The organism is Mariniflexile gromovii, from assembly GCF_017814435.1.
GTDB lineage: Bacteria > Bacteroidota > Bacteroidia > Flavobacteriales > Flavobacteriaceae > Mariniflexile > Mariniflexile gromovii.
In genome coordinates, this window is sequence record NZ_JAGJCB010000002.1 from 308,303 (window position 1) to 325,453 (window position 17,151).

The window sequence follows — 17,151 nt, forward strand, 5'->3', positions numbered from 1 at the left end:
TTAGTTTAATTTAGCTTCACTTAACATAGACTCAACCAATTTTTCTTGTTTGTCTTTGTTAGATAATTCACCACGTACTACTTTTTCAGCAATTTCTAAAGATAAACCAGCTACCTGACTTTTTAGTTCTGCCATAGCTGCTTTCTTTTCGCTTTCAATAGCTGCCGTAGCTTGCTCGATCATTTTATTAGCTTGAGATTGTGCTTCACCTTTAGCATCTTCTATCATTTTATTTTTGATATCTCTTGCTTCTTTTAACATCTCCTCACGCTCTGCTCTTGCTTCTTTCAATAACTTTTGGTTATCTGCTTGAAGGTTTTGCATTTCTAATTTTGCTTTTTCAGCAGAATCTAATGCATCTTTTATACCATCTTCTCTTTTCTCCACAGCATCAAGAATTGGTTTCCAAGCAAACTTTTTTAATAAAAGTACCAATCCAACAAATAACAATAATTGCCAGAAGAATAAACCTAATGAAAATTGTTCAATTAATTTTTCCATTTATGTATCTTTTTATACTAGTTAATTTTTAATTTAAAAACAGCTATAACCAACCGTTATAGCTGTTTTTGTTTTTTTAAGCTGCAAATAAAGCAGCAAATCCAATACCTTCAATAAGTGCAGCTGCAATAAGCATAGCTGTTTGGATTTTTCCTGAGGCTTCTGGTTGGCGAGCAATAGCTTCCATAGCTTGTCCACCAATTCTACCGATACCTAAACCGGCACCGATAACGATTAAACCAGCTCCTACAATGTTTGGAATTGTCATAATATATATATTAAAAATTAAACACTCAATTTATTAATGCGCCAATGCGCCGTCTGGCTACTCGCATAAAATCTCCACTGGACATTTTTAATGATGCTCGTCCCCGTGGTGATGCTCTTCTACAGCCGAACCAAAGTACAATGCCGATAACATTGTAAAGATATACGCTTGTAAAGCAGCCACTAAAAGTTCTAACAATGCTAACACGAATGCTAAACCAAATGATAATGAACTTCCTAACCAGTTTTTAAAGATAAACATTAAACCGATAATACTCATTAATACAATATGTCCTGCAGTAATATTTGCATACAAACGTATTAATAATGAGAAAGGCTTAATGAATGTACCTAATAATTCTATGGGAGCTAAAATAATTTTCATTGGCCATGGCACACCAGGCATCCAGAAAATATGACCCCAATAATTTTTGTTAGCTGTAAATGTGGTTATTAAATAAGTTAATAATGCCAATGCTAATGTTACAGCAATATTGTTTGTTACGTTAACCCCTAGTGGCGTTAACCCTAATAAATTGATGATCCAGATAAAGAAAAACACGGTTAACAAGAAACTCATGTAACGCTTGTAGTGTTTTTTTCCGATGTTTGGAATAGCGATGTCATCGCGAATGTAAAGTACGATAGGCTCTAATAAACGACCCATTCCTTTTGGTATTGCTCCTTTTTGGTAAGATTTAGCCATTCTTCTAAACATGAAGAATATCAACAACCCTACTAAAAATATGGTAAATACGTTTTTAGTGATTGATAAATCAAAAGGCTTTACGTTTGTTGCATGATGGTGCTCGTCGTAATGAATAGTACCTTCAGCATCCGTTTTATAAATTTTTCCGTGGTAAAGTTTATAGTAATTTCCGTTAACTTCTGCAACAGATTCTCCATGGTGAAGTTTTGATGATGAAAACACTTGCAACCCATTATCCCATAAAATTACTGGAAGTGGAAATCCAACATACTTATGTTCTCCTGCGTCATTCACATAAGAATATAAACCAAAATCATGCGAATCTAATAAGTGATGGTTAATGTATTCTTTAATTTCTTCCTTTACACTTTGTTTACCTTCTACTTCAGGTGCAATTTCTTCTAAGTGCATCTTTTGTGGCTCATCTTGAGCAAAAGAAATGCTTGAAACTAAAAGAAATAATAAACAAATGGTTTTTAATGAAAATATATTTTGCATATCACTTAATTAATAGTGGGCTAAAAATCGGTGCAAAGGTATGTTTTTATCTTAAAATAAAAAATCAAAATTTCACATTATTTACAAGGGAGGTTTTTACCTGTTAATTTTCATCTAATTTGTTGAGAATCCGTATGGTTGTTGCTGTTTCGGTTATTAAACAAATGGCATAAGGAATAAAGAAAGAAAAAAATTCATAACGTGTTATCGTTCCGTCGGAATTATACGTCGGATAAAAGAAGATAAAAAAACAGCCGAATTTTATGAAACTACCCAGCATAAAAAGAAACCCCAGCTGGTCTTTAAATCGTTCTTTAAACAGAAACATAAACGACATAATACCTATTGCTAAAAGGGTGTTAATGATATAAGCCTGTAAAATGTGATGTTGAAGGATGGGTACTTTAATATATTGTAAAATAAAGATATAAATGAAATAAGTAATAATAGATATGCTAGCTATTATTAAAATATTTCCTGCTAATAATTTCCTCATCTAACTATTAAACTTCTTTAATTGTCGCAAAACAACATACAGAGATATGGCAACGCCAAACAATGTCCCTAAAATTAAGTATAATTTCCCTCCGTTAGAAAATTTGGTATCCAACCACTTACCACCCATAATAAAAAGGTAAATAGTTATACCCATTTGAAATGCTATTCCTGTTAAAACAACAGCGTTTTTAAGCGGTTTTTTCGGATCCTGCTGCTTGTTGTTGTCCACTTTTGTTCATTTCTTTTACCGTTCCTTTCATTATACAAGATACATTAAACGTTGCGCCTGGTTCTACCGCCAGCTTTCCTGCCACCACTTCACCATCAATCTTTGCTGTTGATTTTAAAGTTAATGTACCCGATAATGCTAATTTACCGTTAAAGCTACCTTCAAAATAAGCATCGGTACCCTGTAAGGTCCCTTTTATTAATCCCGACTTTCCAACTACCACCTTACCAGAAGTTTTTATGTTACCCTCTAAGGTTCCGTCAATTCTAAAATCACCTTCACTGGTAAAATCGCCCACTATTTTAGTGCCTTGGGAAATAATATTCTGACTCGATAAGCCTTCAATAGCGTGCTTTTCCTTTTTGTTTTCTGAAAACATAATACTGTTTATTTAGAGTTATTATCTATACTTAAATAAGCATCCAAATTTTTATGGATTTGAATGATTTGATAATTTGCAGATGTTATTGCAAAATATGGTTCTTTAATTTTTTTCTTATCTTCTTTGGTAAGCAACTGATCGAATGTTTTAGCTACTTGTTCATTTTTCAACCCATGAACTATCACAAATGTTGTGTTAGGGTTATACACATCAACCGATGATTTTAATGTATAATATCTTATGTTTTTCAGTGCCTCATCCAGCGTTTTTTGAAAACTGGCAATCTGCTCTGGCTTCGGGTTTTCAAATTTGAAAACAACTTTATAATTGCTGTCTGTACTTTCATTTTCAGAAACAAAATCTGAGTTCACTAATTTTGGCAATACCGTAGTTTCAATTTCTTGAGCCTGTTTTCCTTCAGGTGTATTGGCATAAGTAATTGCAATATAATTAACGGCTTTTCTATAAGGCTCTAAACCGTATAAACGTCCCGTTGCGCTTGCTTTTAGAAGTTCTAATTTTGGCACAATAGGCTCGCCGTCAAAAGTGTTTATGTATTCTTCACTTTTAGAAATAACCTCTGCATAAGCTTGATTTTCATATTGCCGATACAGTATTTCGTATAAACTTTCCGGACTGTTTTCATCCTTCCCTGAAGCTGAATCTGGATTCGTTAATATTGTGGCATATCTAGATTCCGGATAATTTGAAACAATATCGGTTTTAGCAATTGAAGCTTCACCGTTTTCACCTAAAGCTTCATAAATTTTATATAAATTGTATTTTGAAGGAAGAATTAATCGTTCTTCTGGATTGCTTTTCAGTAAGTTTTGAAATTTACTTTTTGCCAATTCGTATTCTTTAAATTTCTCTTTATAAATCAATCCTAATTGGTAATAAGCATAATTTCTGTCTTTAGAAAGACTATCAATTTCCTTGGTCTCAGTAGGGATTTTAGAAATATAAAATTGAGGGTCGAATAACTCATCCTCTGAAGCTGTTACTATTAAATTATTGGTTGAAGCGTTTCCAATTGCTCCCGATGTGCCTTTGTTGGACCATCTCCAATTATCGTCCAATGCACGATTTCCCCAAATTTTGGTAAATTCATTTTTACCATACGCCACCGTTGTTGGGTTATAAAAATAAAACATAGTGGCTTGTATAGGCGTGCCTCCTCGAACAGGTTGGTTTCCTATGTTATTATTAACCGTTACTAAACCTGAGTTGCTATTGCGTTCGGCAGCTTCGGCTTTTTCTTTTTCTTCTTTTGCTTTAATTTTTAGCTTTTCAATGAAGGATTCAAAATAAGCAACGCGTTCACCTTCTGATAAATTTACTAAATTTAAAATGCTGTCGTTTACTTTCGCAATCGATTCATAATAAATAACATCTTCTAAATTATCGCGTTTGCGCTTTATGATTCTATAGGGCTTCGAATTTAAAACCAAACTCGTCATGGTACTATCGTAATAGTTTCCTGCTGTTTCGTAAACAGATTTATCAAAATTCATATCGCCCAAAATCTCATAGTTTTTGGCTCTTAAAACTTTGTCTGGTGAATTGGTTCTTAACGATTTATTAAAATATGCAATGGCTAAAGAATCGGATTGATTGTGCAGAAAATAGGCTGCTTTTTGGTGATAAATTTTGTCTAAAAAAGGTCGGTTTTCACGGTTTTCTTCAAGCTCCGTAATATGTTCCAACAATTCATATTTATTACCTTTTTCATAATCGAAATTTTTAATTTTTTCAATCTCGGCACTAATCATATAAATTCGGGGTGTTCTTCTGTTCAGCTCAATCACTTTGTCGAATGCATAAATAGCACTATCCTTTTTGCCCAATTCGTTATACAATTGTCCTTGAATGAATCTGTATCGGCCACGTTCATCTTCCCTTTTTGTAGCCTTTGAAGCTATTTCCAGTTGGGTGATGGCACTATCAATGGATTTTGTGTTTAAATACGCTTGCGCCAACATAGATGTGGCATCGGCTAAATCTTGATCTTCAAGTTTTTCTTGTTTTAATAAACGCTTCAGGTTTTTAATGGCAAGCTCATCGTTATCCAACCGAATGTTGGTTTTTTCGCGCCAAATTTTAGCTTGGTTTATTTTATCACTTGCAGGGTATTTGTATAGGATGTAGTTGAAAGCCTCTAACGCTGGTATAAAACGCTGGTCAAAATATCTAGCTTTTCCTAAAAGCAAATAGGCTTCATCAATTTGTGGGTTTTTTTCTTTCCCATCGATGGTAATGCTATGTTTTTGAATGGCTTTTACCGCTTTTTCTTCTGCCGTATTGAAATTTTCGTTTTTAGATTGCCCTGGAAGCATCACCTCATCAGATACTTGCATGCGCTCAATGGGCAAAACTTCCCAATAATTATCAAAATACCCATCAATTAAACTGCTTCTGCCGGCTTCCAAAGCATTGTAACCATTATAAAGTGCATTAAATTCTGCAGTAACGGCATGAAAATTTCGGTTAATAAATTTGTCCTTTTTTCTAGAACAACTTACTAACAAAATAGTAGAACATACAATAACTAAGATTGCTTTAAATGGTGTTTTCAATGCTGGTATTTTTAGTCTAAATAATAACTATAAACTTGTGTTTATATTATGTAAGCAGGTAAAAATAAGCATCTTTTTTGATTATCCGATAAAATGACAGGATTTTTGGATGAAGTGACGTTATTTGTTTGGTTTTATGGTGTTTAGTATTGCTGGAAGACGAATAAAAAGTGATAAAGAACATAAACTGAAAAAGGCTACTAAACAACCCCGGTTCCTGCAAAATGTGTTTCCAATTCCTTTAGTGTTGTGGCATTGGTTGCTATATCTTTTACAACTTCGCCTTTTTCCAATACAACAATACGTTCGCAAACATCGGTTACGTGCATCAAATCGTGACTGGAAACCAATACGGTAATGCCTTGTTTTTGGGCTAAATTTTTAATGATGTCTTTTAATCGAATTTGAGTTGTTGGATCCAAATTTGCAAAAGGTTCATCTAAAATGATAACCTCGGGGTTTCCAATTAAAGCAGCTACAATGCCCACTTTCTTTTGATTACCTTTACTTAAATCTCTTAAATATTTTTTTTGGTTTAGTATTTCACCATGAAAAAAATCTTCAAATTGAGCTACCAAAGCATTTACATCTGCTTTGTTTTGGTTACGTAATTCGCCAATAAAGTAGAAATATTCTTCCGCAGTTAAATAGCCTATTAAAAAACTTTCATCTATAAATGCAGATGTAAACGGTTTCCAATCTTCGCTTTCATTCACTTGAATGCCATTAGTTGTTATAACGCCTGTTGTAGGTTGAATCAAATCTAAAAGTAAACTGAAATAAGTAGTTTTACCCGCACCGTTATTACCTACTAAACCAAAACTTTGCCCTTTAGGGATTTCCAAAGATTCGATATTCAAAACTAAATTGCCACTATATTTTTTTGATAAGTTTGAAGTTACTATCATGATAATTTTGATTAGTTATTTTGATTGAACGCATCAATCATTTTATATTTTGACTGCATGTACACGGCTGTAATACCTTTCATAAGTTTTTGATGAAACACAATACCTAAAATGCCTAGAATTGCTAAAACCAAACAGGCTAGTTCAAACCCTATCAGAAAATAAAATAAAGCAAATATGCCCATGGGAATAAGTAATAATGGGATACCAATAAGCCATTGTACCGCACCTGTACCTTGGTAATTAAATGCTGCTTTTTGGCTTAAGTCTATCTTTTTTCTATTGAAAGAACCGCCATATAAAATAACATGGGTATTAACCCCAACATTGTAAATAGCCGCTGCAAAATGTGCCAGTAAAATTTTCCAACCAAAAAACACATACGGAATGCCTAAAACGAATAAGATAACAACGCTTAATGCCATTAATGTGAATTTAGATTGTAGATATTGTTCGTATTTAATATTCTGGCTCATAAGTAATTTGTAATAACTACTATCCCATGCTGGTATAAACTGGCCAAAATTGATTAAAAAAATACCTGTTGAAAAAACACCAATGAATGCAAATAGCCACGGCATATCTTGATACATAGGCTGCGGATAGAAAAACAACCCATAAAACAAACCCATTAACACCATCCAAACTGATGATTTGGTTCGTTTATTACGCCAAATAAGTTTCAAATCCAATTGCATGAAAGGTGCCATGGCTCCAAAATTTTTGGTCCAATCTAAATTAGATGTTTGTATTTCTCTTACTTTTTCTTTTAAACCACTATCTAAAAACAGCTTTTTTCTTAATATTTTAAAGTTAAAAGCATAAAGCACTAACAAAATCAAAATAGGTATTACAATAAAAAAAGGCGTATTATAAATAGCGTTAAATCCGTTAGAAAAAATTTGTGAAAACGAAACAATATTGAAATGGTTAAGCGCAAACAAGCCGCCAACAATACTTATAATGGGCAAAAAGGATAGTTCAATTTCTGACGAAAAACTTTCAATAATAAAATTTAGAAAATTTATAATGAGGCTTACCAACATTAAAGAGAGCATCCATGTTAAAACAGAAACTGTTGGATATCCTTCTACAAGTAAAGTGATACCAAATGGTATGATGGCAAAAAGCGGTAAAAAATTAAAAAACGACGTAACCGATTTTCCTAAAACATAATTTACAATGTTCCGTCTTTTAATGGGCAGTACAAGTAAAGGCTTTACAATCACTACTGGTAGTTTTTGAAAGAAAAACCTAAAAACCAAATCGCCAATAATCCAATAAAACAAAACACTATTTACAATGGTTAGCGGATTTTGGTCTGGAAATGCTTTTTTAAGCGCTGGGTACAATACAATTCCCAAGCCTAAAAAAAGGGATATAAAGTACAATGCTAAAAATACCATGAGTATTTTTATGGCCAACCCTTTACCAAAACTAGCCGACCTAAAAAAAGATTTCCATTCTAAATTTAAGAAGTTTTTAATCATTCTTTACTCGTTATACTTTTGGGCTATCTGGCTCACTTCCATACCCCATGCCTGACCAAAACTCATCGCTTTTTGAGTTAAACTTAGTTGCTTTGTTGCTAATTTTTTTCCTAAATCGGTATGATAAAAGGCTACTAATTCTTTAATTTCACTTTGAGTGAATTCTTCCATGTATAAATCGGCCATTTTGGAATACAAACCTTCTAAAGTTGTGTTTGCCTCTTTAATGTAAGCTGCTTTTTTGGCCTCAGGAACGTTATAACCTATTTGCTCTATGGCGCCATCAAAAGCATCAGCTGCACCTGTTAATTTAATAAATTCAATTGTTTCTGCTTTAAAATTGGAAGTTTCTTGGGCTTGAGTTGCGATGGCAACCATAAATAGACATACTAGTAAGATTTTTTTCATTTGATTATTCTTTAGGTTATTTATTAAACTGTACTTAGTTAGTACTTTACTTTACAGGTTTGTTACATGGTTAAGTAAATCTATCTGATGATTACTTTAAATATTATTCAAAAACAGTAATCATCATTTACTTAATTACTTATTGTATTTGTACCTGTTTGATAAACTCTTAAACTCAAATATATACATAATATTCTTACACTTAAATATCTTATATCATTATTTTTTTAAGTAATTGTATTGTAAATCTAATGGCTTCATTATTTTTGTTAAAAATTTACACATGTCATCATTCTATAAACTCTCTATTAAAAACATAAAAAAAGAGGCTAATAAAGCTATAAGTATCGCTTTTAATGTACCCCAAAATCTAAAAGAAATTTATGCTTTTAAGGCAGGACAATATATTACACTAAAGGCAACCATTAACGGAAACGAGGTACGACGCGATTATTCTATATGTGCATCACCTAAAAGTGGTGAACTTCAAGTAGCTGTAAAAGAGGTTAAAGATGGAACATTTTCAGCATATGCCAATAATAGTTTAAACGTTGGCGACACCATGGAAGTAGCACCTCCAAAAGGACGTTTTATTTTTGAACCTAACGATTCTAAAACGAAAAATATAGCTGCTTTTGCTGCTGGAAGTGGCATCACGCCTATTTTAAGCATTATAAAATGTGCTTTAGAAGAAGAAGTTTACAGCAAAATTATTTTGGTTTATGGAAATAAATCCACTGAAGATACCATGTTTCTAAACGAACTTTTAGAGCTTCAACATACGTATAAAGATCGTTTTTCAATTCAATTTGTATTCAGCCAACAAGATAAAGACGATTCTATTTTTGGGCGTATTGAAAAAAGCACGGTTAATTACGTGATGTTAAACAAACACAAACATGTGGAAGTGGATGCGTTTTATTTATGTGGGCCAGAAGCCATGATCCACACCGTAAAAGATGTATTAACCGATAATGGCATTGATAAAGACCGCATTCACTTTGAACTTTTTAAAGCGGCAAAACCTGTTGAAATTGAAGAAAAAGCAGCACCTTCTGGTAAAACAACAGCAACCATTACTGTTGATGACGAAACCACAACAATTGAAATGTCGCAAAAACAAAGCATTTTAGAAGCGGCTTTAGATGAAGATATTGATGCACCCTATTCCTGCCAAGGCGGTATTTGCAGTAGCTGTTTAGCACGTTTAAAAGAAGGCGAAGTAACCATGCGCCAAAACAACATTTTAACCGAGAAAGAAGTGGCAGAAGGCTTAATACTTACTTGTCAAGCACATCCTACTACGCCAACTATTGTGGTAGATTATGATGATGTTTAACTGTCATTCCTGTGAAGGCAGGAATCTTATAAATTGAATATAAATTACTATCATAGATTTTTAATATTCGATTTTTTAGAACGCTACGCTTTTAGATTTTTCAATTAAGCTGCATCACTATAAAGTGGATTCCTGAATGCATAGGAATGACAAACTATTTAAATAATTGCCTTAATTTTTTCAATAACCGTTTCAGGTGAAATACTTCTTGCAGCTTCTTTGTAAGTTTCGGGGTATTTATTACCGTAAACGGACGTTGGGATTTTTGGAAATTGATTTCTGTCTGAAAGTAGCAAATAATCTTCTGGTTGATTGAATGGTGCAAAACCAGCAAACGGATGCGTTACACCCCAAATACTCAGGACTTTTACACCTAACATGGCCGCTAAATGGGCGTTACCAGAATCCATAGAAAGCATTAAATCTAAATTGGAAATAAGTTCCAATTCTTCAGTAAGCGATAATTTTCCAGCTATATTGATGATGTTTTCTGAAGTTTCAGCCAACGTGTTCAACAACTCTATTTCTTTTTTTCCACCACCAAACAAAACCACTTTATAATCTTTTGAAAGCGTTTCAATAACTTCTTTCATGGCGTCTAAAGGATACATTTTTCCTTCGTGGGCAGCAAAAGGCGCTATACCAATTAACGTTTTTGATGTGTCTCCTAAAACAGCTTTAATATGATTATTTAATATGGCTTTTTTAGGGAAATTAGGATTTGATATGTTTAATTTAAAACCTAAAGCTTCAAAAACGTCGGCATAGCGTTGGTGGGTTGTTTTCAATTGCTGAAAAATTTCACCAGAAATTAATGCTTTCTTTTCAGCTCTGCCTTTATCAATTTGAACAACTTTTTTTCCGAAGAAAAATATTTTTAAAATATTGGTTCTAAGAACATTATGTAAATCGGCAACAGCATCAACTCCCAAGCTTTTCAGATCTTTTGAAAGTTTGTAAAGCCCAAAAACGCCTTTATGTTTACCTTTAACTTCGGCCGGAAAAACCGAAACATTTTTTAAATCCCTAAAAAAAGGCACAAAAAAAGCCCTGGTTAAAATGGTGATTTTTACCTCTGGATACTGCTCTGTAAAAGCTCTTAAAACAGGAACTGTCATCGCCACATCGCCCATAGCGGATAGACGGATAACGAGTATGTGTTTGGGTAGCTTAGACATATTATGATGAGATTCCTGCCTGAGCAAGAATTATTTCTGCCCTCTAAGCACAGGGTTTAATTCATCATCATTATACATTTTCATTTGCTTGTACACTTTCATGTATTTATCCCCTTTTTCAATATCGCTAAGTAGTGTATCGATGGCGGTACTTAAATCAACACGTTGTTCAAGTAAAATATCCAATTTGGTTTGGCAAGCAGCACGGTGTGCATCAGAGGCATCAGCTCGGGTTGCTTCCTCATTCATATGGTAGATTTTCAATGCTAAAATAGACAATCTATCGACGCCCCACGCAGGACTTTCAGTATTGATGGTTGCATTTGGTTTTGCAGTTACATGCTTGTATTTTTCTAAAAAATAGCTGTCAATATACTCCACCATATCCGTTCTATCTTGGTTTGAAGCGTCTATTTTTCGTTTCAAAGTTAAAGCCGCTACTGGGTCTATTTGTGGGTCCCGAATAATATCTTCATAATGCCATTGCACCGTATCAATCCAACATTTTCTGTATAATAAATGTTCTAACAAATCATTCTCTGAATATGGGTTTTCAAACGATTGATCTACGGTATTTATAACATGGTATTTTGCTATAACGTCTTGAAAAATTTTATTGGCTTTACTTGTAAACATGGTGTATAAATTTAAAGAGGTACAAAACTACAAAATTTAATCATATTTAATGGGCTTTATGTTTATACCATTGCCGTTTCATTTTTTATTATAATAAGGCAAGATTGTGATATTATGAATCTAAATAATTAACTTTAACATTCAAAAAAAAAGGAAGACTGAAAACTTATGCATATCCATAACTTATCTCAACAGAACTCGGTACTTAATGCATTTATTTCTGAAATTAGAGATATTTCAGTTCAAAAAGACCGCATGCGTTTTAGAAGAAATATTGAACGCATTGGTGAAGTTTTAGGCTATGAAATGAGTAAAAATTTAAATTACAAACCAATTTCTATAGAAACACCTTTAGGAACATCTTCCATGAATGTTATAGAGAACGAGATCGTGTTATGTTCCATTTTAAGAGCTGGCGTACCTTTACATAACGGACTGCTGAATTATTTTGATACTGCTGAGAATGCCTTTATATCAGCATATAGACATCACGAAAAAAATTCTGAAAGTTTTGAAATTATTGTTGAATATTTAGCATGCCCAAATTTGGAAGGAAAAACACTTATTTTGGCAGACCCTATGCTAGCCACAGGACAATCGATGGTGTCTACTTTTGAAGCATTAAAACCTTTTGGAATACCTAAAGAAATCCATTTAGTAAGTGTTATTGGAGCTCAAGAAGGTGTTGATTACGTTGATCGGCATTTTGACAAAACAACTCATTTATGGGTTGCAACTGTTGATGAAAATTTAAATGATAAAGGCTATATTATTCCCGGCTTGGGTGATGCAGGTGATTTATCCTATGGAGAAAAACTACAGCATTAATAGTAAAAAGGGGATAAGTATTAATATGGCAAGAAACACTTCCTTAAACCATTTATCTTCTACAATCTCAATATAATTTGTAATAATTATTGAGAGTGGTGCAAACAAAAATAAAAATTCACTTCCATTTTTAACAGGGGCAAGCAACACTAAAACAAACCCCAAAATAGCTACAATAATTACAATTTTGAAAGAAGCTCTTAAGTCTTTTTTCTTCTTTTTAATACTCTGCATATAAAACATAGACGACCAAATACCAAAGGATAGCAACATGGTGATAGCTACCAAATATCTAGTGGAATTGTACGGACTAAAATCATAACTGATGCTTCTGGGCGATTTAAATATTTCAAAAAAATCATCATAAATAACAACCGAGAGACCTACCGCAATACTAAAAACAGCTGCTACACCTACAAATGGAATAATCCAATGTCTTATTTTGTTATCTGAATAGAATATCAAACTAAAAAGAAATGCAATAAAAAAGAGAATAGCCCAAAAATAAAATAAGGCAGCAACTGCTATAAGTAAGGCAGCATCAAAAAGTTTACTTTTAATATTTCTTTGCGAACGCAAACTTATGATTCTTCTAAGCCCTAGTAGCACAAACAAATTAGAAATAAGAATATTGGTGTAGCTTGTAGTTTGTACAAGTGTTAAGAAAAACAAGCTGAATAATAATACTTCATAACTATTGGTTTGGGTTAAGCTGTTTTTGGTAATTATAAAATTAAATACTAAAATTGTAAGAATACAAATACCAAATACGGTTAACTCTTTAAGTACAAGCGTTGTAGTTAAAGGCTCTGTTATTAAGCTTGTTCTAGCCGTTAAAAAAGCCAAAACTGTAATAAATAGAACAATGATAAAATTTATTGGCTTAGATTTTTTAAAAATGCTTGTTATCATTAACTGTTTTTGTATTTTTGCTTCGTAAATATACTAACTAAAACTGGTTAGAAACCAATAATTATCAAGACATGAAAGATTTATTTTACGCTATACAAGATTTATTTGTAAACTTTTTGTTCAAACCTATGGATGCTTTAAAAGCATTAGAACTTGAAAATTGGTTTGCTGCAAACACTATTTCTTGGATTTTCCTAATTATAGGATTTGTAGCCATGGTTTACTGGATGAAACAACTTAAAATATTTAATGATAATAACGAAGAAGATAAAAGCATTTCTTCACATTCATTTTTATAAATCGAATCCAATATCTTTACGATAATACATCTTATCAAAATGTAGTTTTTCTATACTTTGGTAAGATTTTTTTATGGCCTCTTGGTACGTATTCCCGTAAGAAGTTATCGTCATAACACGTCCGCCAGTAGTTACCACTTTACCATCTTTCAATTGTGATCCGGCATGAAAAGGAATTGAATCTTCAATAGCATTGATACCTGTAATTTCCTTTCCTTTTTCATAATCTTCAGGGTAACCGCCAGATACTAACATAATGGTTGTTGCAGCACGCTCATCAATTTCGATGTTAATTTTATCCAAGGTTCCATTTGCCATCGCTTGAAGAATTTCAACAAAATCATTCTTAAGTCTTGGTAAAACCACCTCAGTTTCTGGGTCGCCCATACGTACGTTGTATTCAATAACTTTTGGATCGTTTCCAACTTTAATCAATCCAATAAACACAAACCCAACATAAGGTAGATTGTCTTTTTTAAACCCGTTAATGGTTGGTTTTACAATACGTTCTTCAATTTTAGCAAGAAATTCATCGGTTGCAAATGGCACTGGAGATACGGCACCCATACCTCCTGTATTTAAACCTGTATCGCCTTCTCCTATTCGCTTGTAATCTTTTGCTGTTGGTAATATTTTATAATTTTTACCATCGGTTAATACAAAACAGCTCAACTCGATACCATCTAAAAACTCTTCAATAACCACTTTGGTACTTGCTTGACCAAATTTAGAATCGACTAACATGCTTTTTAACTCGGCTTTAGCTTCATCTAAATCATTTAAAATAACAACACCTTTACCTGCCGCTAAACCATCTGCTTTCAATACATATGGCGGCCTCAACGTTTCTAAAAAAGCAAACCCTTTTTCAACAGTATCTTTCGTGAAACTTTCATAAGCTGCCGTTGGAATGTTGTGTCGGTATAAAAATTCTTTAGCAAACTCTTTACTGCCCTCTAAAGTTGCGGCTTCTTTTTGCGGACCAATCACCTTTACGTGCTTAATAGCATCATCATTCAAAAAATAATCATGTACGCCATTTACCAACGGGTCTTCTGGCCCTACCACAACCATATCAATACGTTCTTTTAAAACCAACTCTTTAATAGCTTCAAAATCATTTACACCAATATTTACATTAGTCGCAACATTAGCAGTCCCAGAGTTACCAGGCGCTACAAATAAGTTTTTGCATAACGGACTTTGAGCAATTTTCCAAGCGAAAGTATGTTCTCTTCCACCAGAACCAAGAATTAAAATGTTCATTGTATTGTTTTTTTAGATTCCCGTTTTTATGGGAATGACAAATTAATGTTTTTTTAATGCAGAGCATTAAAAGTGATTTTTCGAGTACAAAAATAAAATTAATGACACGAATTCAAGAATATTTTTTGTTTACTTTACAAAAATTATGTGTTCTCTTGAATTTGTTCAATATATCTTTAAAAATTAATGGCTTTCCTATTAAAAAGGCTAAAACTGTATTGGAAACCATTCAGCAGAAAAATGATTCTGAATTAAGCACCTATATTGAAGCTAAAAAACAAGACATTGTTACTTATCATTTAACGCACAACCCGTTCTATAAAACGTTTGCAAAAGAAGCTAATCCGAAAGATTGGAACAGCATTCCGGTAATGACAAAACGCCATTTACAACAACCTTTGAACCATCGTCTTTCTGATGGATTTACTACAAAGAATGTTTATATAAATAAAACCTCTGGTTCTTCTGGCGACCCCTTTATTTTTGCCAAAGATAAATTCTGCCATGCACTTACTTGGGCGGGTTTTATAGATAGATATCGTTGGTTTGATTTGGATTTTAACACCTCAAAACAGGCCCGCTTTTATGGTATTCCTTTAAACAAATTGGGATATTATAAAGAACGTTTTAAAGATTTTTTAAGTAAACGATATCGGTTTTCGGTGTTTGATTTAGGTGATGCCCAACTTGAAAAGAACATGAACATATTTAAAAATACCAAGTTCGATTATATTAATGGCTATACCAGTTCCATTGTTCAATTCGCTAAATATTTACAACGAAAGAACATGGTTCTAAACACCATGTGCCCCACTTTAAAAGCATGCATCGTGACTTCTGAAATGCTTTTTGAAGAAGATAAAGTTCTTTTAGAAACACAATTGGGTATCCCAATTATAAATGAATATGGCGCTGCCGAATTGGGTTTAATCGCTTTTCAAAACACCAAAAATGAATGGATTGTAAATACCGAAGATTTGTATGTTGAAATTTTAGATGAGAACAATCGAGTTTTGCCGTATGGTGAAGAAGGTCGTGTTGTAATTACATCGCTTTACAATAAAGCACATCCGTTTATTCGGTATGATTTAGGCGATATTGGTAAACTTTCAAAAGAAAGCACTCTAAACAAACCTCTTTTGGAAACTTTGGTTGGCAGAACCAACGATATTGTTGTGTTACCGAGCGGCAAAAAAGCAGCGGGTTTAAGTTTTTATTACGTTACAAAAACCGTGATTGAAAATGATGGAAACGTAAAGGAGTTTATAATTGAACAGTTAACATTGGATACGTTTAAAATAAGCTATACAAGTAGTTACGAGCTTTCTGAAGAAAAATTAAACAACATTAAAGCTGCAATTTCCAAATATTTAGAGCCTAATTTAACAGTTGAATTTGAAAGAAAAACAGCTTTAGAGCGTTCTGCCAGAGGAAAATTAAAACAATTTAAATCGTATTTGTAGAAACAACTTGTTTTGATTTTACAAAAAAGTGTTCGTATAAAAACACTAACATATAAAACATTGATCTTACAGTTGAAAACCCCAAACCTTTTCTATAAACCAAATAATTATGCTTTAAAAGGTTGATTTTGTTTGAAGACATCGAATCTTTTCTAACCCGATAATACGCCAACGACTCTTGAATGCCTTTAGCGGGTTTTCCGGACTTTTTTATAGCCGATAGCCATAAAGCCCAATCTTGTCGTTTTCGCAGATTAGGCGCTGTTATTTTGCCCAATATCTCTGCGTTAAACATACCCGTTAAGTTGCCAATATAATTGCTTCTTAAATATTTTTGATAGGTGAGTTCTGGCAACGCTTTTATGAATTTATTCAACGGTTTACCTGTTTCGCCTATTTGCTCATAACTGCTAAAAGAAACGTCGCAATTATGGGTTTCCATAAATTCTATTTGAACTTGAAGTTTTTGGGGTTTCCATACATCGTCGCCATCTAAAAAAGCAATGTATTTTCCATTCGATGCTTCAATACCCTTGTTTCTTGAAATGGCTGCACCAGCATTCATTTGATTTTTAAGCAACTTTATGTTTGCATCTTGGGAAATAAATGGAGCAACTATTTGTAATGTTTTGTCTGTTGAACCATCATCAATCAAAAGTAATTCCCAATTTTTATAGGTTTGATTTATAACACTGTTTATGGTTTCTGAAATAAATGCTTCAGAGTTAAACATGGGCGTTATGATAGAAACTAAAGGCTTCAAT

At 33.0% G+C, this 17,151-nt stretch carries 18 protein-coding genes; 4 read left to right on the top strand and 14 right to left on the bottom strand.

All coding sequences use genetic code 11. The features are described 5' to 3' along the window. From J8H85_RS03240 to J8H85_RS03280, 9 genes are all read right to left on the bottom strand, one after another. Window positions 1-501 (bottom strand): F0F1 ATP synthase subunit B, encoded by a 501-nt coding sequence (locus J8H85_RS03240; protein ID WP_209652628.1) that lies wholly within the window; start codon window positions 499-501, stop codon window positions 1-3. 76 nt (window positions 502-577) lie between these two features. Then, a complete protein-coding gene (gene atpE / locus J8H85_RS03245; RefSeq protein WP_053970734.1) occupies window positions 578-769 on the bottom strand; it encodes an ATP synthase F0 subunit C in 192 nt (63 codons plus the stop codon). 87 nt (window positions 770-856) lie between these two features. Then, window positions 857-1,975 carry a F0F1 ATP synthase subunit A gene (gene atpB / locus J8H85_RS03250; RefSeq protein ID WP_209652630.1) on the bottom strand — a complete coding sequence of 373 codons (1,119 nt, stop codon included), beginning with the start codon at window positions 1,973-1,975 and terminating at the stop codon, window positions 857-859. A gap of 496 nt (window positions 1,976-2,471) precedes the next feature. After that, entirely contained in the window at window positions 2,472-2,702 is a 231-nt protein-coding gene (locus J8H85_RS03255; protein ID WP_317194976.1) for an AtpZ/AtpI family protein, read from the bottom strand. Further along, window positions 2,662-3,081, bottom strand: coding sequence for a bactofilin family protein (locus tag J8H85_RS03260; protein ID WP_209652631.1), 420 nt, complete (start codon window positions 3,079-3,081; stop codon window positions 2,662-2,664). Before J8H85_RS03260 ends, J8H85_RS03255 begins: the two co-directional genes overlap by 41 nt. Before the next feature lie 8 nt (window positions 3,082-3,089). Continuing rightward, window positions 3,090-5,660, bottom strand: coding sequence for a type IX secretion system periplasmic lipoprotein PorW/SprE (gene porW, locus J8H85_RS03265; RefSeq protein ID WP_209652633.1), 2,571 nt, complete (start codon window positions 5,658-5,660; stop codon window positions 3,090-3,092). A gap of 200 nt (window positions 5,661-5,860) precedes the next feature. Next, window positions 5,861-6,568 (bottom strand): ABC transporter ATP-binding protein, encoded by a 708-nt coding sequence (locus tag J8H85_RS03270; protein WP_209652635.1) that lies wholly within the window; start codon window positions 6,566-6,568, stop codon window positions 5,861-5,863. Between the two features lie 11 nt (window positions 6,569-6,579). Beyond that, window positions 6,580-8,058, bottom strand: a complete 1,479-nt coding sequence (locus J8H85_RS03275; RefSeq protein WP_209652638.1) for a DUF5687 family protein — start codon at window positions 8,056-8,058, stop codon at window positions 6,580-6,582. Window positions 8,059-8,061: 3 nt separating this feature from the next. Continuing rightward, window positions 8,062-8,466, bottom strand: a complete 405-nt coding sequence (locus tag J8H85_RS03280) for a DUF2059 domain-containing protein (RefSeq protein WP_209652639.1) — start codon at window positions 8,464-8,466, stop codon at window positions 8,062-8,064. Window positions 8,467-8,749: 283 nt separating this feature from the next. On the opposite strand from J8H85_RS03280, the gene J8H85_RS03285 reads away from it, so the two are divergent. Continuing rightward, window positions 8,750-9,805 carry a ferredoxin--NADP reductase gene (locus tag J8H85_RS03285; RefSeq protein ID WP_209652641.1) on the top strand — a complete coding sequence of 352 codons (1,056 nt, stop codon included), beginning with the start codon at window positions 8,750-8,752 and terminating at the stop codon, window positions 9,803-9,805. A gap of 158 nt (window positions 9,806-9,963) precedes the next feature. On the opposite strand, the gene J8H85_RS03290 is transcribed toward J8H85_RS03285, so the two are convergent. After that, the gene (locus tag J8H85_RS03290) at window positions 9,964-10,983 is read right to left on the bottom strand and encodes a glycosyltransferase family 9 protein (RefSeq protein ID WP_245243715.1); all 1,020 of its coding nucleotides are present in this window, start codon (window positions 10,981-10,983) and stop codon (window positions 9,964-9,966) included. Between the two features lie 30 nt (window positions 10,984-11,013). Then, complete coding sequence (locus J8H85_RS03295; protein WP_209652643.1) at window positions 11,014-11,619, bottom strand: DUF4254 domain-containing protein; 606 nt, start codon at window positions 11,617-11,619, stop codon at window positions 11,014-11,016. 168 nt (window positions 11,620-11,787) lie between these two features. Between J8H85_RS03295 and upp the strand changes: the two genes are divergently transcribed. After that, window positions 11,788-12,447 carry a uracil phosphoribosyltransferase gene (gene upp / locus J8H85_RS03300; protein ID WP_209652645.1) on the top strand — a complete coding sequence of 220 codons (660 nt, stop codon included), beginning with the start codon at window positions 11,788-11,790 and terminating at the stop codon, window positions 12,445-12,447. Here upp and J8H85_RS03305 read toward each other — a convergent pair. Continuing rightward, on the bottom strand, window positions 12,436-13,359 hold the full coding sequence (locus tag J8H85_RS03305; protein WP_209652646.1) for a DUF6427 family protein: 924 nt from the start codon (window positions 13,357-13,359) through the stop codon (window positions 12,436-12,438). The genes upp and J8H85_RS03305 overlap by 12 nt on opposite strands. Before the next feature lie 71 nt (window positions 13,360-13,430). On the opposite strand from J8H85_RS03305, the gene J8H85_RS03310 reads away from it, so the two are divergent. After that, window positions 13,431-13,658: a DUF6341 family protein gene (locus J8H85_RS03310; protein ID WP_209652648.1), complete on the top strand. Its 228-nt coding sequence runs from the start codon at window positions 13,431-13,433 to the stop codon at window positions 13,656-13,658. Here J8H85_RS03310 and purD read toward each other — a convergent pair. Then, the gene (gene purD / locus J8H85_RS03315; RefSeq protein ID WP_209652650.1) at window positions 13,653-14,924 is read right to left on the bottom strand and encodes a phosphoribosylamine--glycine ligase; all 1,272 of its coding nucleotides are present in this window, start codon (window positions 14,922-14,924) and stop codon (window positions 13,653-13,655) included. The genes J8H85_RS03310 and purD overlap by 6 nt on opposite strands. A 101-nt stretch (window positions 14,925-15,025) precedes the next feature. On the opposite strand from purD, the gene J8H85_RS03320 reads away from it, so the two are divergent. Then, window positions 15,026-16,387: a phenylacetate--CoA ligase family protein gene (locus J8H85_RS03320; protein WP_245243716.1), complete on the top strand. Its 1,362-nt coding sequence runs from the start codon at window positions 15,026-15,028 to the stop codon at window positions 16,385-16,387. Here J8H85_RS03320 and J8H85_RS03325 read toward each other — a convergent pair. Then, complete coding sequence (locus J8H85_RS03325) at window positions 16,371-17,150, bottom strand: glycosyltransferase family 2 protein (RefSeq protein WP_209652652.1); 780 nt, start codon at window positions 17,148-17,150, stop codon at window positions 16,371-16,373. The genes J8H85_RS03320 and J8H85_RS03325 overlap by 17 nt on opposite strands. Window position 17,151: the final 1 nt, after the last annotated feature.

Bases quoted from the DNA above. Each gene is read 5' to 3' on its own strand.
- J8H85_RS03320 (WP_245243716.1), top strand. From the start codon at position 15,026: ATGACACGAATTCAAGAATATTTTTTGTTTACTTTACAAAAATTATGT.
- atpB (WP_209652630.1), bottom strand. From the start codon at position 1,975: ATGCAAAATATATTTTCATTAAAAACCATTTGTTTATTATTTCTTTTA.
- J8H85_RS03290 (WP_245243715.1), bottom strand. From the start codon at position 10,983: ATGTCTAAGCTACCCAAACACATACTCGTTATCCGTCTATCCGCTATG.
- atpE (WP_053970734.1), bottom strand. From the start codon at position 769: ATGACAATTCCAAACATTGTAGGAGCTGGTTTAATCGTTATCGGTGCC.
- J8H85_RS03240 (WP_209652628.1), bottom strand. From the start codon at position 501: ATGGAAAAATTAATTGAACAATTTTCATTAGGTTTATTCTTCTGGCAA.
- J8H85_RS03310 (WP_209652648.1), top strand. From the start codon at position 13,431: ATGAAAGATTTATTTTACGCTATACAAGATTTATTTGTAAACTTTTTG.
- J8H85_RS03270 (WP_209652635.1), bottom strand. From the start codon at position 6,568: ATGATAGTAACTTCAAACTTATCAAAAAAATATAGTGGCAATTTAGTT.
- purD (WP_209652650.1), bottom strand. From the start codon at position 14,924: ATGAACATTTTAATTCTTGGTTCTGGTGGAAGAGAACATACTTTCGCT.
- upp (WP_209652645.1), top strand. From the start codon at position 11,788: ATGCATATCCATAACTTATCTCAACAGAACTCGGTACTTAATGCATTT.
- J8H85_RS03275 (WP_209652638.1), bottom strand. From the start codon at position 8,058: ATGATTAAAAACTTCTTAAATTTAGAATGGAAATCTTTTTTTAGGTCG.
- J8H85_RS03295 (WP_209652643.1), bottom strand. From the start codon at position 11,619: ATGTTTACAAGTAAAGCCAATAAAATTTTTCAAGACGTTATAGCAAAA.
- J8H85_RS03285 (WP_209652641.1), top strand. From the start codon at position 8,750: ATGTCATCATTCTATAAACTCTCTATTAAAAACATAAAAAAAGAGGCT.
- J8H85_RS03280 (WP_209652639.1), bottom strand. From the start codon at position 8,466: ATGAAAAAAATCTTACTAGTATGTCTATTTATGGTTGCCATCGCAACT.
- J8H85_RS03260 (WP_209652631.1), bottom strand. From the start codon at position 3,081: ATGTTTTCAGAAAACAAAAAGGAAAAGCACGCTATTGAAGGCTTATCG.
- J8H85_RS03305 (WP_209652646.1), bottom strand. From the start codon at position 13,359: ATGATAACAAGCATTTTTAAAAAATCTAAGCCAATAAATTTTATCATT.